General features: G+C 71.0%; 9 protein-coding genes. 1 reads left to right on the plus strand and 8 read right to left on the minus strand.

The annotated features are described in order from the left end of the window. Positions 1–22: 22 nt before the first annotated feature. The 5 genes from fxsT to IE241_RS21785 all read right to left on the minus strand — a co-directional run bounded on the left by fxsT (position 23) and on the right by IE241_RS21785 (position 9,709). Positions 23–4,726: an FxSxx-COOH system tetratricopeptide repeat protein gene (gene fxsT, locus IE241_RS21765; protein ID WP_229899608.1), complete on the minus strand. Its 4,704-nt coding sequence runs from the start codon at positions 4,724–4,726 to the stop codon at positions 23–25. Then, the gene (locus tag IE241_RS21770) at positions 4,723–5,931 is read right to left on the minus strand and encodes an AAA family ATPase (protein WP_190023457.1); all 1,209 of its coding nucleotides are present in this window, start codon (positions 5,929–5,931) and stop codon (positions 4,723–4,725) included. Before IE241_RS21770 ends, fxsT begins: the two co-directional genes overlap by 4 nt. Then, positions 5,928–8,243 (minus strand): VMAP-C domain-containing protein, encoded by a 2,316-nt coding sequence (locus tag IE241_RS34290; protein ID WP_268254420.1) that lies wholly within the window; start codon positions 8,241–8,243, stop codon positions 5,928–5,930. The genes IE241_RS21770 and IE241_RS34290 overlap by 4 nt, the downstream gene beginning before the upstream one ends. 228 nt (positions 8,244–8,471) lie before the next feature. Then, positions 8,472–8,810, minus strand: a complete 339-nt coding sequence (locus IE241_RS21780) for a CU044_2847 family protein (protein WP_190023458.1) — start codon at positions 8,808–8,810, stop codon at positions 8,472–8,474. Between the two features lie 107 nt (positions 8,811–8,917). Next, entirely contained in the window at positions 8,918–9,709 is a 792-nt protein-coding gene (locus tag IE241_RS21785; RefSeq protein ID WP_190023459.1) for a TetR/AcrR family transcriptional regulator, read from the minus strand. A gap of 182 nt (positions 9,710–9,891) precedes the next feature. Between IE241_RS21785 and IE241_RS21790 the strand changes: the two genes are divergently transcribed. Next, positions 9,892–11,328, plus strand: coding sequence for a serine hydrolase domain-containing protein (locus IE241_RS21790; protein ID WP_190023460.1), 1,437 nt, complete (start codon positions 9,892–9,894; stop codon positions 11,326–11,328). Positions 11,329–11,852: 524 nt separating this feature from the next. Here the strand turns inward: IE241_RS21790 and IE241_RS21795 are convergent. The 3 genes from IE241_RS21795 to IE241_RS21805 all read right to left on the minus strand — a co-directional run bounded on the left by IE241_RS21795 (position 11,853) and on the right by IE241_RS21805 (position 14,142). Next, complete coding sequence (locus IE241_RS21795) at positions 11,853–12,020, minus strand: hypothetical protein (protein ID WP_190023461.1); 168 nt, start codon at positions 12,018–12,020, stop codon at positions 11,853–11,855. 209 nt (positions 12,021–12,229) lie between these two features. Next, the gene (locus tag IE241_RS21800) at positions 12,230–12,955 is read right to left on the minus strand and encodes a 5-formyltetrahydrofolate cyclo-ligase (RefSeq protein WP_190023462.1); all 726 of its coding nucleotides are present in this window, start codon (positions 12,953–12,955) and stop codon (positions 12,230–12,232) included. Positions 12,956–12,972: 17 nt separating this feature from the next. Beyond that, positions 12,973–14,142, minus strand: a complete 1,170-nt coding sequence (locus tag IE241_RS21805; RefSeq protein ID WP_190023463.1) for a helix-turn-helix domain-containing protein — start codon at positions 14,140–14,142, stop codon at positions 12,973–12,975. Positions 14,143–14,287: the final 145 nt, after the last annotated feature.

Here is a 14,287-nt window from a genome sequence, read left to right on the forward strand (position 1 = left end):
AGGTATGCGGTCGGGAACGCCGTCAGATGATCAGCATGTCGATGTCGCAGTTGGCCCGCAGCGAACCGACCGCGTCCCGCGTGGCCTGGTGATCGGGCCCCAGCACCTCACGGAACTTCGCGAGGGTCGTCTCGTACATCTCCAGGGCCTCGGCGGTCCTGCCGAGGGCCTTGAGGTCGTAGGAGAGGTTGAGCCGGATGGCCAGGGTCTCCGGGTGGTTCTCGCCGCGCGCCGCGTCGCTCCGCGCGAGCAGCTCGACGCCGATGTCGTGGGCTTCTTGCGTCTCGCCCAGCGCAGCGAGATCGCTGGCGAGGTTCGTCATGGTCAGGAGGGTGAAGGGGTGGTCGGGACCGAGAATGGAGATCAGCCCTTCCGCGGCCACCCGGTTGAGCTCCCGGGCCTCGGTGATCTGGCCGCGGAGGCGGTGCGCCACGGCGAGGTTGGTCGCGGTGGCGTAGGTGTGGGGGTGGTGCGGGCCCATGACCTCGCGGCACAGCTCCATGACCTCGCGGCCGAGTGCGACGGCGCCCGCGAGGTCACCCGTCTGCCGGAGGTCGGTGGCGTAATTGAGCGCCGCCCAGGCGTTTCCGTGCTTGTCGGTCTTGCGCTTGGTCTTGTACAGGTCCATCACCTGTGAGGAGAGCGCGAGCGCGCCGGCGTGGTCGCCGAGCTTGCGGCGGATGACGGTGAGTTCGCGGGTGACCCAGCCGGTCAGCGCGTGCTCCTCGCCGAGCGTGGAAGCGGCTTTGACCCGAAGGTTCTCCTGCCCTTCCAGGGCCTCCTGGTATTTGCCGAGCTGCTGGAGGTCGATGTACAGGCAGTGCCGGCTGAGCAGCGTCTGCAGATGGTCGTCGCCGAGGACCTCGACCCTGCGCTGATGGGTGTCCTCGTCGTGCTCGTAGGCCTTTTGGGCGTTGCCGGCGAGGCGGAGACTGACGGCGTAGTTGTGAGCGGTCATCAGCGTGCCGGGGTCGTCCGGGCCGAATTCCCGCAGCGTCGTCTCGTAGGCCTGCCGGTCCAGTTCGCTGGACTGGTGGAACTCGCCGCGCGCCCGCAGCAGGACGGCCATGAAGCTCAGAGCGCGCTGGCTGGCCTCATGGCGCTCGCCGAGCACCCGGCGGCAGCGCTCGACGAGCTCCGACTGGACCTCGTACGCATCGTTGTACCGGTTGTTCCAGCGCAGGGCCATGGCCCGGGCCTGATCGGCGGCGATGACGTGCTCGTCATCCTCGCCGAGCTTCTGCCGCCAGGCCCCCGCGGCCTCCTCGGCGGCATCCAGCGCTTCCTCGTATTCGGTGCGGGCGATGAGGAAGCGGGCTTCGTTGAGGATCAGCTCCCTGGCCCAGGGGTCCTCGCACTCCACCAGCCTGGTGGCCCGTACGTGGGGCAGCAGGGCGGCATAGCGGGGCCAGTCGGGCGAACGCTGGGGATTCCGGGGATCGGAGTAGGCGAGGACCTGGTGTGCGCAGTGGCGCATCTCCTTGCGCTCCACCTCACTCATCCGTTCGATGAGGACGCGCTGGACCAGACGGTGGACCTGGACGGTCGACTTCCGGTGGTCGATCCGGGCGAGGGCGTAGCGCCCGATCTCACGGACGGCGCGGCCGAGCTTGATCGGGTCGTCCAGCGTGGCACGCAGCGCCGAGGGTCCCTCGATGCCGCGGACCGCGGAGAAGAGGTACCAGTCGATGGGCTCGGGGGCGAAGAACGCGCAGACCTGGAGCAGCTGGAGAGCGGAAGGGTGGTCCTCGCGGAGGCGGTCCAGGGAGACGTTCCAGGCGGCCGCGACCGGCAGGTCGTAGTCCACGGGCGGTGCGACCCGGAGCAGCTCCGCGTACTTCGTGTCGAACAGGTCCAGGTACTGGTCCACCGGCATGCCCGTTTCGGCGAGCCAGACGGCGGCCTGCTCCACGGCCAGCGGGAGGTCGCCCAGGGCTTCCGCCAGCCGGTCGGCGGACTCGTCGGAGATATGCGGACTGCGTCGTCTGATCAGAGCGATGCTCTCTTCGCGTGCGAACACATCGACCTCGAGTGAGCTTGCGAGGTGCGACCATTGTGAGTTGCGCGACGTGACCAAAACCCGCCCGGGGCCGCCGTTCGGGAAGAACTTACGAACCTCATGGGGATTTTCGGCGTTGTCGAAGACCAGGAGCCAGTTCGCGTAGGGTTCGCCCACCCGAAGCGCCTCCAGGACCGCAGGCACGGCACCTCGGTCCGTCCCCGCTCGCAGGTGCATTCCTTCCCCGAGTTCGATGAATGACTGCACGATTTGATTGGTCTGTTCGGCTGAAATCCACCAGACCAGATCGTATTCCGTGCTGTTCCGGTAGACGTATTCGACCGCGATCTGGGACTTGCCCACGCCCCCCATGCCGTGCAGCGCCTCGGGCAGGACGGCGGTGATCTCGTTGTCGTCATCGGCGGTGAGGCGCGTGTGCAGCCGGGCCAGGAGCTCTTCGCGTCCGGTGAAGTTCCGGTTTTTCTGCGGGACATTGCCCCAGAGCCGCGGAGGCACCGCCTCGGTATGCGAAGCCTGGAGCGGCGGAATAAAGGGGGAAGGATGGGAAGAGTGAGAGGGGGTGGAAGGCGTGGAAGGGGTGGACACGTCATCTCCTGAGGACTCCGGCGGTGATAGGCCTTTCAGAGGGCGGGCGCGGAGGCCTTCAGGAGGGGGTGAATTCCCATAGGGGTGGGGAGACCGGGCGGGCGCCTCGGGAGGCAGCGGAGGCGAATACGGCACCGGCTTTTCGTTCAGCAGCCGCTCCAGCCGTATGCCGCGCGCGAGATAAGGGCCCGACACGGCGAGCAGAGCACTGCGCAGGGGGCGGACGAAGGGCCGCGTCCGGTCGCTGACCGGGGGGACGGGCGCATCCGCCTGCCAGGCCACCACCGTGGCGCCACCGGGCACCGAGCACGCCAGACGGGGGCCGAGGTGGGTGGAGACCTGGCGCAGGACGCCGATGGTCTCCGCGCGGGTGCCGAGCGCCAGGAGCTCCTCCCGGACGCCCTCGGCGAAGTCGAAGGAGACGTGCTCCGTGTCCTCCACGTCGCTGCCGTGATCGGTGCGCCGCAACAGCCCGAACAGCAGGATCTCGGCGAGGTTCCAGTCCTCGGCGCCCGGCAGCGCGCGCTGGATCAGGCGCATCACCGGGAGGTTGAGGGGCGCTGCCGCCAGCCGGCGGGCGAGGGCGAAGGCCGTGGGGGACGCCTTCCTGGCGAAGCGCCTGACGGTTTCGTCGGCGCGCCCCGGCAGCCACACCGGCACGGAGTGGTGCGAGGGCCGGGCCCCCTGATCGCCGTCGGCGCCGGTGAGCAGCACGGCCAGGTCGTGGCGGCCGCCGGCCGATGCCACGAGCCGGGCCCAGCTCCCGAAGGACCCCGGCGTCAGCTCCAGCAGCGGCAGGGGCACGGGCGCGGGCGCGGGTACGGGCGGGGGCGCGGAGGAACGGCCGGACCTGGGCGGCGGCGGGTCGTCGAGCCCGGCCGCCGGGCTGATCGTCCGCCGCACCGCGAGCCGCCGGTTGGGCGCGGCGGTATCGGGGGTGGTCAGCTCTGCCCTGACAGCGCTGGGCAGGGTGAATTCCCACAGTTCCTGCGGCATCAGACTGAGGACGGCCGTCGGGGCGCCCTGCGCGGCCGTGCACAGGTAGGCGGCCGCATCGCCGTTCCGCCAGGCCCTGGCGACGCCGTCGGTGACCACCAGCTGCAGGCGGTCCGGGCCGGGATCGCCTGCGACCGGCACGGCCCTGCGGCGGCGGGCCAAGGAGCCCACCGCCGTGATGTCCAGCCGGGACGTGCTGATGCGGCGGAAGGCCGCCGCCTGCTCCATCAGCTCCCGGAGCCGGCGCACCGTGTCCTGCCACACGGCCATCGACGGGTTCGTGTCGATCAGGAGCGAAAGGGAGAGACGCCGCTCCCGGGCGGGACGGGTGACGGGCAGCCACAACCCGTCCGCGGCGATGCGCTCGGACGTGGCCTCCTCGTCGAGCTCCCGGGTCCCGGGTGCCGGGCGGAAGAGGCGCAGGGGCCTGAGGGCGCGGCCCAGGGCCAGGCTCCCGGGGAACGGCGGCGTCGCCGGCCAGGCGTCCGCCGCGGACGGTGCCCGTGGCACGGGCGGGAAGGCGGCGGGGGCGGGCGGGACTGCCGGGGCTGCCGGTACGGCCGGGACGACCCACGTCCCGTCGGCCCTGAGGCCGGTCTCCTCGACGGAGGCGGCGGCCGCGCCTTCATCCGGGTCGGGGGGCGCGGTTCCGGTGTCGGCTTCGGCCTTGGCTCCGGTGTCGGCCTCGGCTTCGGCCTTGGCTTCGGATCCGGCCTTGGTGCCGGTCTCGATTCCGGTCTCGGGTCCGTGCGGGCCGCCCGCGTCTGCTGCGTGGGCTGTGTCGTCGGCTCGGTCGTGCGTGGGGTCGAGGGCCGCCGGGTTGCGGGCCGCCGGGCCGTGGGCAGAGCCGTGGGCTCGATCGTGGGCAGGAGGGGGATCCGGCGCACCCGCGGCGGTGTCGTGCTCCTGTTCCTGGTCCTGTTCCCCACCCGTACCCATTTCTCCGGTCCGGGCGCCGGGCGGGGCGTCGGCTTCGTCGTCGGGCGGCCGGTTCTGATGGGGATCGGCGGCATAGGGATCGGTGGCGTAAGGATCGGCAGCGTCCTGGCAGGCGGCCAGGTACACCGCGTCCCGCAGCTCCAGCCAGGTCGGCAGTGACGACGGGCCGTTCGGCGGCCCCGTCATCGGATCCCCGGCACGTGCCCGGTGCCGTCGAGCCGGTGCCACAGTGCCTCGACAAGGCGCGGCAGGTCGCCGTTCTCGTCTTCGGCGGGCCGGGTGGAGGTGGTGAGGTAGGCGGCATTGAGCAGCTGGTCGATGGAGAGCACGCCCTCCCTCCTGCGGTCGGCGAAGCGCGAGATCAGCTCGCCGCCCCACTGCCCGGCCACCTCCGGGCCGAGGTGCGCCGCCAGCATGTCCGCGAGGTCGTTCTCGTCGGGCTCCGGCATGTCGAGCACGAGGCACCGCCGCAGGAAGGCGGGCGGGAACTCCCTTTCACTGTTGGACGTGATCACAATGACCGGGAACGCCCGGCAGGTGACCATGCCTCCGGTGATCTCGGCCTCGCCCTCGGGGTCGTACGTCATCACCTTGACGGACGGGTGCCTGCGCCGTGCCCGCAGCAGCTCCGGGATGGGGAAGGACCCTTCCTCGAAGACGCTGAGCAGGTCGTTCGCCAGGTCGAGGTCGCTCTTGTCGAGCTCGTCGATGAGCAGGACGCGCGGCTGGGCGTAGGGCAGCAGGGCGGTGCCCAGCGGGCCGAGCTGGATGTAGTTCCCGACGGCGGGGGAGGCGGCAGCGCGCTCCTCGGACGCCTCGGCGGGGGCCACTGCCCCCGCGGGGCCCGCGGGGGCAGTGGAGGCCACGGAGGACGTCGGGGCCGTGGGGGCCTCCACGCCGTCGCCGGTCGCCGCGCGGAGTGCCGCGGCGTCGTGGACGCGGCCGATCGCGTCGTACTCGTAGAGCCCCCGCTGCAGCGTGCTGCGGCTGGTGATGTGCCAGCGCAGGACCGGGCCGAGCCGCAGTTCGCGGCTGATCCTGTAGGCCAGGCTCGACTTGCCGGTGCCCGGCCTGCCGCTGACCAGCAGGGGGCGGCGCAGCACCAGGGCGGCATTCACCATCTCCGCCTCGCGCCGGGCGAATGCGGACGGCCTGCGCGCCGAAGGGTGAGCACCGAGCCGGCGCACGGCCTCCTCGTCCTCCTCCTCGCCCGCAGGCGGCGGAGGCAGCACGGGGCTGCCGTCGAAGCGCCGCCAAGGCGGCGGAGGAGGCAGCAGTTCGCCCAGCGTCGTGTCGTGCAGGCGCTCTCCGGTGCCTCGGTAGATCCACCAGCGGGGCCGCTCTCCGGGCTCACCGGAGGTGAGGGACGGGGCGTCGTCAGGAAGCGTCAAGGACCCTCCTCCCTGTCTGCAGGAGGGGGGACCGGGTGTGTGCCAGGCGCGACAGGCATCCGATTCGGATCATCCCACAGCAGAGCGACATGGCGGCCGACAACAAAATACTCTTCAGGATCGCGGTCGCCGGACGAGATGCGCAATGACTTGACCAGACCGGGTAGGCCGCGGGGGTCGCGGCTGTCCAATAAGGACCGGAGCGCGGTGCGGAAGGCAGGGTCGATTCCGTTCCTGCGGTCCCACAGCACCACGGGGACCCCTGCCCGTAACGCCGCTGCCAGCTCGTTGAGTTGGTCGTGCACCCCTTCTTCGCTACGAGCGCCGTCCGGCGGAGCGCTGAGGACGGCCACGGCGGGAGGGGGATCGGAGAGCAGATGGCGCCTGCCGTCCTGCGGGAACCAATGGACCCGCCCTGCACAGCCGTTCGTGAAGTCCCTCCATCTTCGGGACCAACTTCCGTGCAGGTCACGGCGGTCGATCCGCTCCAGACTCCTCAGAACCACGTGGTGGTCCTCCCCCAGCACCCCGTCCACCCCCTGGAAAGGCGCCTTGCGCCATCGCTCCACAGTCATGCCCAACAGCCCCTGCGGAAGCACGAATTCAATGGCAAGGTCACTCTTTAGATACGCCCATTCGCTCTCGGCTTGACGGATCAGCGAGCGCACCTCGCTCTCCGCGTGGTCGAGGTCGATCCTGCGGTCGGTGCCCCGGAGCTGCCCCTCCGGGTGCAATCGCCACCAGTGCGACAGCAGCGCGTTCCTCCCCTGCTCGGGCGCGAGCAGGGGCCGGATGCGGATGATCAGGTAGTCCGGGGGGTCCCAGACATCGGGGGTGCCTGGGGTGCCTGGGATGCCGGGGGCGTCGGGGACGTCGGGGATGCGGGAGGGAAGCGGCTCGGGAGGGTCGGCGGCAGGCCGCGGGGCGGTCCGTTGATCAGGAGGGTGCGGGTCGTACCGGCGCGCCCACTCGACGATCCTGAGCCGGACCGCGTCCTCCGCTCCGAGGGCCAGCAACTGCTCCAGGACCTGGAAGCAGGGCAGGGCCTCCCCCGGGCGGGCGTTGAGCGTCGCCGCATGCAGGAAGACCGTCCAGGGCTCGCTGCAGTGGCCGGGGGCCGCCGGCAGCCGCCGGGCGTGCAGGAAGCCCGAGTACCGCCGGTGCAGATCGGGGATGCGCACGCCGTCCAGCAGCAGAAAGAGCTCGTCCCACTCCTCTTCGCCCAGCAGCTCCACCTCCCACAGGGCGGTGGCCACGCGCAGCTTGCGGATCGCCACCGAGTCGCCCTCGCGCCACTCCAGGCTCTTCACGAGCGGGGCAAGCCCCGCAGGCCCGCCGCAGAGGTCCTGCACCAGCCGGACGACGAGACTGCGCCGCGCCGTACCGGCCGTGCCGCCCACCAGGGCTGCGCGGGCCGTGCGGCCGTATCTGAGGACGAGGTCGTACAGCGTCCCGTCGTCGGTGATGCAGCCGACCTCCATCACTGCGTCGACGAGATATCGCGGCGGCTCCTGGCGGACGTCGGCTTCCGGACCGCCGTACTCCGGGGGCGGGGGAGTGCACCTCCGGGGGCCGACGGACCGATCGTCGGGGGGTCGGTCGCTGACAGCTTGGTCGCCGACGGCACCGGCGAGCGGCGGCCACAGGCGGACGGCCGCCTCCACCGGAAGCATCCAGGCGGCCTTGACCGTGCGGTCGGTGTGGGCCGCCGTGACGAGGCCGATGACGCGGCCCCGGTCCGGATCCCACACCGCCGCGCCGCTGAACCCGTGCTCCATGACGGCGCCCGTCGTATGGAGGGCGTCGAGCTGCAGCCAGTCCGGGCACGGCCCGCCGCCGCCCGTCAGTACGGCCGTCGCGATGAGCCCGGCCGGCGCTCCGCGCGGATAGCCGATGACGGAGACCCGACGGCCGTCCGGACTGCCGCAGGGAGCGAGGGGGAGCGGGCCGCAGTCCCGGGGGAGGAGGGGATGGCCCGGGTCGAGCGCGAGGACGGCGAGGTCGGCGCTGCCGGCGAGCGCCGTGCCGGGAGGGACGTGGCCGAGGGGCGGCGGCGGTGCCCAGCCGCCGGGCACGGGGCGGGCCGCGGCCGACCAGTTGCGGCCGGGGAAGTCGACGGTCAGTTCACCGAGTTCACCGAGTTCACCGAGTCCACCGGCCGGTGGTCCGCCGGTCGCGCTGATGACGACATGGGCGCAGGTCAGGACGTGCAGCGCGGCTCCGTTCGGGGTGCGTGGCGCCACCAGGATGCCTGCTCCCCATAAGCTGCCGTCCGGCGAGAGTGCCCGTACCTGCCCTAGATTCGGCCACATGGCGATCGTCTCCCCCGACGTCGTCCCGGCATCGTCCCGGCGTCTGCAAGGCACTTCCCTGGCATCTGCAAGGGCGCTTCCCCGGCATCCGCGCGGCGTCTGCGCGGCGTCTGTGCGGATGCCCTCCCGGCATGATGCGCGTCTACGGCCCACCCTGCGCCAAGTCTAGGAGCGGTGGCCGGAATTCAGCAGGTTGCATGCCCCGCATGCCATCCGCCGCATCCGTCATCAGTCCTGCGCCGACCCGCCGGTGCGGGCACGCCACACCATGGCGACCTTGAGGTGCCCCTCCGTCTCCGTCCGGGCGATGACCGCCCCCGCCGTCGCGTTGAGCCGTACCCCGAACTCGACGGTGACCTCCTCCGGCGGCCGGGGCAGGGAGATCAGCCGGTTGAGCGTCGTCTGCGCGATGCCCCGGATGCGGTTGAGGCCCTCCTCCAGAGACCCGGTCGCGTCGGCGATGGCGTCCCCGAGGCGCGAGACGGCGACGATTCCCGGCTCGTCCTCGGACACCTCGACGACGGCTTCCCCGCCGTCCTCCGTACGGAACCTGATCAACTGGGTCACCGCGCTCGGCCTCCGCCCCGGGGTAACTCTGCAAACCCGACCTTAGGGTCACGAATCTACCGGCAGGGGCGGGGAGTTGGCCAAGGATCGACGGGGAAGGCCGGTCCCTACGGCGCGGGCCGGAGCCGTCCCTCCAGCCCGTCGAGAACGCGCTGCAGCCCGTAGTCGAACTTCTCGTCGCGCGTCTCGCGGGGGTCCTTGCCCCGCAGCGCCTCGTACTGCTCCCGCAGCTGGGGATGGGCGCTCGCGGCCTCCTCGGCGGCGGGCCACAGGCTCTCCACCCACTCCCGCTCGGTCCGGCCGCTGCGGGCGAGCGTCGTCAGCCATGCCGCTTCGCTGACGGTCATGCCGATGACGTACGCGGTGAGCGCGGACACGGCGTGGTCGGCCTCGTCCGCGGGGAGGCCGGCCGCGGCGAACATGGCGAGCAGCCCCTCGGAGAGCCGCATCGCGTTCGGCCCGAGCTGGGTCACGCCCGCCCCGCCGAGGACGGAACCCATCCAGGGGTGCTGGAGGACCGTCGCGCGCAGGCTGCGGGCGCAACGGGCGGCGGCTGCCCGCCAGTCGGCGTACGCGCCGGGGGTGTGCGTGCCGGAGGCGTACGCGTCGGGGCCGGGCACCTCGATCTCGCCGTAGACCTCGTCCACGACCAGCTCGATGATCTCGTCCTTGTTCGCCACGTGCGTGTACATGGAGGTCGCGCCGGCGTTCAGGCGGGTGCCGAGCTTGCGCATGCTCAGGGCGTCGATGCCCTCGGCGTCGAGCAGTTCGAGCGCGGCGGAAACGATCTGCTCGCGGCTCAGGGCGGGCTGCTCGCGCTTGGCGCGCCGGGGGCGGGTCCACACGGACGGGATCGTGGACGGGATCGGCTGCTTCTCCTGCTGCTCGTCGGCCGGCATACGGCCTCCTCTCTCTTGCGCGCTCTCTCGCGGCACAGGATAGCCGCCGAACCGCACAACGTACGTATTGCCGAACAGTGTGCGATGGCCGTACAGTGTTCGACATGGCGCACGGCGTTCGAAGAGCGAGCCGGCGGGCGCCGTCCATTTCGCACAGGACCGGACCGGATCGGGGAGAAACGATGTCCACGAATCGCACTGCTGCTGCCGCCTCTGCTGCCGCCTCTGCCTTCGACGCAGCCCACTGGCAGGCCCGTCTCGACGAACTGCGGGCGGCGCACCACGTCCCGGCGGCGTCCCTCGCCGTCCTCGTCGGCGGGCGGATCCACGAGCTGGCCAGCGGGGTGCTGCACCGCGGCACGGGCGTGGAGGCGACCACGGACTCGGTCTTCCAGCTCGGTTCGATCGCGAAGGTCTACACGGCCACGCTGGTGATGCAGCTGGCGGAGTCCGGCGCCCTGGACCTGGACGCACCGGTCGCCGACGTCCTGCCGGAGTTCGCCGTCGCCGACCCGGAGGCGGCCGAGGCCATCACCGTCCGCCGGCTGCTCAGCCACACGAGCGGACTGACCTGCGACTTCACGCTCGACACGGGCCGTGGCGACGACTGCCTCGCCAAGTACGTGGAGGCCGCGCAAGGGGTGGCGCTGGACTGCCCGCCCGGCACGGCCGTCTCGTACAGCAGCGTCGGCTACAACGTCCTCGGCCGCATCATCGAGGTGCTGACCGGCCAGACGTGGGACCAGGCACTCAAGGACCGCCTCCTCACCCCGCTGGGGCTCACGCACACGATGACGCTGCCCGAAGAGGTGCTGCGCTTCCGCGCGGCGATGGGTCACCTGGGCGAGCCCGGCCAGGACCCGGAGCCGGCGCCCGCCTGGGACCTCATGCCGCGCTCGGCGGGCCCTTACGGCCGCGTCTGCGCCACCGCCGGCGACGTGGCCCGGCTGGCCGGCATGCACCTCGCGGGGGGTACGGGGCCGGACGGCACGCGCGTACTGGACGCCGGGACCGTCTCGGCCATGCAGCGGCGCGAGGTCGACGTCCCGGACAAGTGGACCGTCAGCGCCGACGGCTGGGGCCTGGGCTGGACCCTGTACGACTGGGCCGGCATCCCCGGCTTCGGCCACGACGGCGCCTCGATCGGGCAGTACGGATACCTGCGCGTGGTGCCGGAGGCGGACGTGGCCGTGGTTCTGCTGACCAACGGCGGCGGCGCACGCCTGCTCTACGCCGCCCTGTTCCGCGAACTCCTCGCCGAGCTCGCCGGAGTGACCATGCCCGCCCCCTTCGCCCCGCCGGCCGCACCGCCCGCCGTGGACATGACGCCGCTCGTCGGCACGTACCGGCGCGAGGGCGTCGTCATCACCGTCACGGCCACCGCCACCGCCGCCGGGCGCACGGGCGAGCCGCGCCTGGTCTACGAATTCGTCGACGGCATGAAGGACTTCTCGCCCCCGCTGGAGATGGACCTGACGCCTCTGTCGCCCACGGTCTTCGCCGCCTCGGGCGCGGGCCCGTCCTTCAGCGAGGACTGGATGCCGGTGGTCTTCTCCACGCTCTCGGACGGTACGGCGTGCGTGTACATCGGCATGCGGGCGGCACCGCGGGTGTCCTGAAGCGGACGGGCGGGGAGCCGGGAACGGAGCCGGGAACGGAGCCCACCAAATACGAAGGCCCCGGCCGGTTTCCCGGTCGGGGCCTTCGATAGTGCCCGGTGAGGCACTGTGCGGAGGATACGAGATTCGAACTCGTGAGTGGTTGCCCCCAACACGCTTTCCAAATGTTCGTCCGGGGGTACGGGCGGGTGCGGGGTGGTGCCGGCCCGGGGCGGGGTGGTTGGCGGGTGGGCCTGTGGACCCCGCTGGACGGGGGCGAATGAGACCAAAACTGAGACCAGGCGATGTCTGTTTTGCCTGCTCAGACGTTCTTCTCTGCTCTGCGCCGCGCGGAGGAATGTGCGCCGAGAGCTCGTAGTGCGGCTTGACGCTCGCCCGGTGTGTAGGTGCAGTAAGGGCAGCCGCCGACCGTCTCGAAGGTCTCTCGGAAGCCCAAGTGGCCAAAGTGGCACTGGACGACCTCAGCCGTGCGTCCCTCCGTGCTCCAGAACAGAGGGATGCTGTCAGCATCGCTTGTCATGTGATCACTTCTCTCTGAGTCGGCCCGCCACGGTGTCTGCGGCGGTGCCCTGCTCCCGTCGGTGCTGCGCCATTGCGGGCTCTTGGGCAAAGGAGACGATGTCTGCGATGCCCGGGTGGTAGCCGTCCGAGGTGTCCACCACCAGTGTGGGTACGTCGAGGGAGATCGGCACGGACGATTCGTGTGAGTGTTCTCGGGAGACGATCGCTTCGAGAAGGTCGTGATCAGCGTGGGCGGCGCGATGCTCGCCCGGGGGTCCGGCAGGGTGTAGGGCGGTTCTGACCCGCGGTGCAGGTGTCACGGTGCTGGCCTGTGGACTGCCCCGGACGACCGTGAATCCAACAAGAACTGCAACAACGGATCGCGCCCCGACCTGCGCTTTTACCGTTCGGCGTGCCTGCGCTGCAGGGCCGGAATCGCGGTGATCTTCTCGGTATCGAGACGGTCCCACAGGATGCCGCTCGGGCGGTGCGGGGCGGGGCAGGCGATGACCTCGTCTGGCGTGATGATCAGGTCGACGCTGACGTCGTGCTCGGTGGCAGGAATGGGCCCGTCCACGACCTGGAGAGGGTGGACAGTAGTGACCACCAGCGTCTCGGGGCTGATCAGCCCCGCCTCGGTCAGAAGCGCGAATTCGAGGTCGGAGTAGCCGGCGCCCTTGCCTATGCGGACGCCGTTTCTGTTGACCGCGACGCTGCCCAGGACCACGACCTGGATGGGGCGGAGGCTGCCGACGTCGACGGTCGGGGCGACAGAGGCTGCGACACGGCTGGAGGCGGCCTCGGCGGGCGGGACGGTGAGGGCGGCGGGGTCGAGCAGATAGAACGGTCGGGGCGTCGCGAGCTTCGGCACGGCCATGTAGACGGTCTTGCCTTCTTCCAGGGCCCGGGCGCGTACGGGTAGCTGGGCCTTGTCCGGGACGGCCTTGATGGTGGTGGCCGCCTTCCACGCGGGCAGGGCCGCGAGCTGTTCGGCGGCTTGATCGGAGCCCTTGAAGTTCGGGATGCGGCCGTGGGCGGTGTCGTTGTAGGTGGCGGAGGCGGCGTCGAGGGCGTCCCAGACACGCTGTCGCACCTGCTGCTTGGCCTCGTCGTACTCGGTGGGCACCGGTGTTCTCCTTGCCTTCAGGTCGTCGCCATGAGCGCCAGCAGGCGGTCGTGGACGTCTTGGACGCGCGGTTGCTCGCGCCAGGGGCGGAGTTCTCGGGCGGCTCCGAAGACGATGTTCATGCCGCCTCCCCCTCGTGTCTCTTCCAGGTCTGTGATGGCTTGGCCGAGGGCGAGGACCGCCGCGTCGACTTCGCCCTGGCGAATGTGGACGAGCGTGAGGTTCCCCAGCACGATCGCGCGGGATTTCCGGCGATCCGCAAGTGTCACCGCTGTGGCTGTGAGGACTTGCTCCGCTCGCAGGTGCTGCCCGAGGGAGAGGTAGCAGGCCCCAGCGAGCCGCCCGAACTGGCTGGGAGAAATCAGCTCCACAGCCGCGTCCGTGGGGTCGGTTCGGCCGAGATGCTCTTCGGCCTTCGCGAGAGCACGTTCGCAATCAGTTGCCTCGCCGAGCATGGCGTGGGCTTCCGCCGCATGGAGCATCGCGAGGCCCGTGAGTGCCTGGCTGGAGTCGGCGACTGTGGCGGCCGCTCGTAGGCAGAGGCTCAGTCCGGCTACTGCGTCCCGGCCGCCGTAGAGGGCGACATATGCGGTGCGGAGGAGCGCGTGGCCTTCGAGCGTGTGATCACGTAGGTGGCGGGCGACGCTGGCGCCTTGGTCGTAAAAGGACTTCGCGGCGGCGTGGTCGCGGCGCTGGGAGGCATCCCAGACGAGCTGGCCCATGAACGTGGCGGTGTCTGCCTGGAGCGTGCGGAGCTCCCGTTGCACACGACCCCGGCGGGCCTCACCGGCTAGAAGGGCCACGTGCCCGAGCTGGCGGCCGGCCTCCGCAAGGAGTCCGGCGGAGGGCTCCTGGTCGTAGCGGTCGGTCAGCTCCTGAAAATCGGTGCGCAGCGTGGCGCACGTTTCCAGGTCGGATCGTTCGGGATACCGCGTGGCGTACTGGAGCCGGTCGGCTTGGGGATGGTCGGTGCTCGTCGAGGCGGTTGCGAGGAGCTCCTGTAATCCGTCCGCGGTGACGCCTAACGCGCGGGCGAGGCGTGGGCGCATCCACGGCCGGGGATCTGCTTTGCCGCTCTCCCACCGCACCACGGTGGAGCGGTCGACCTGCATCAGCTCCGCGAGCGCTTCCTGGGTGAAGCCCCTCGACTCTCGCTGCTGGGCAAGCCGGTGCCGCTTCAGCGTCATGAGGTCATCTCCCCGATCTCCGTCAGAGGGCAACTTCCCAGGTCACGCCCAGGTATGCCACACGGATGCCGCACAAGTGCGTCAATTCTGCCCTGGACGGTGTCCTGGACGGGGAGTTCTGTGGAGGCCGACACCCCCGTGGTGA

The organism is Streptomyces hiroshimensis (genome assembly GCF_014650335.1).
Lineage (GTDB): Bacteria > Actinomycetota > Actinomycetes > Streptomycetales > Streptomycetaceae > Streptomyces > Streptomyces hiroshimensis.

Excerpts from the sequence above, each read along its gene's own strand:
- fxsT (WP_229899608.1), bottom strand. The coding sequence starts at position 4,726 with ATGACGGGGCCGCCGAACGGCCCGTCGTCACTGCCGACCTGGCTGGAG.
- IE241_RS34290 (WP_268254420.1), bottom strand. The coding sequence starts at position 8,243 with ATGTGGCCGAATCTAGGGCAGGTACGGGCACTCTCGCCGGACGGCAGC.
- IE241_RS21785 (WP_190023459.1), bottom strand. The coding sequence starts at position 9,709 with ATGCCGGCCGACGAGCAGCAGGAGAAGCAGCCGATCCCGTCCACGATC.
- IE241_RS21790 (WP_190023460.1), top strand. The coding sequence starts at position 9,892 with ATGTCCACGAATCGCACTGCTGCTGCCGCCTCTGCTGCCGCCTCTGCC.
- IE241_RS21805 (WP_190023463.1), bottom strand. The coding sequence starts at position 14,142 with ATGACGCTGAAGCGGCACCGGCTTGCCCAGCAGCGAGAGTCGAGGGGC.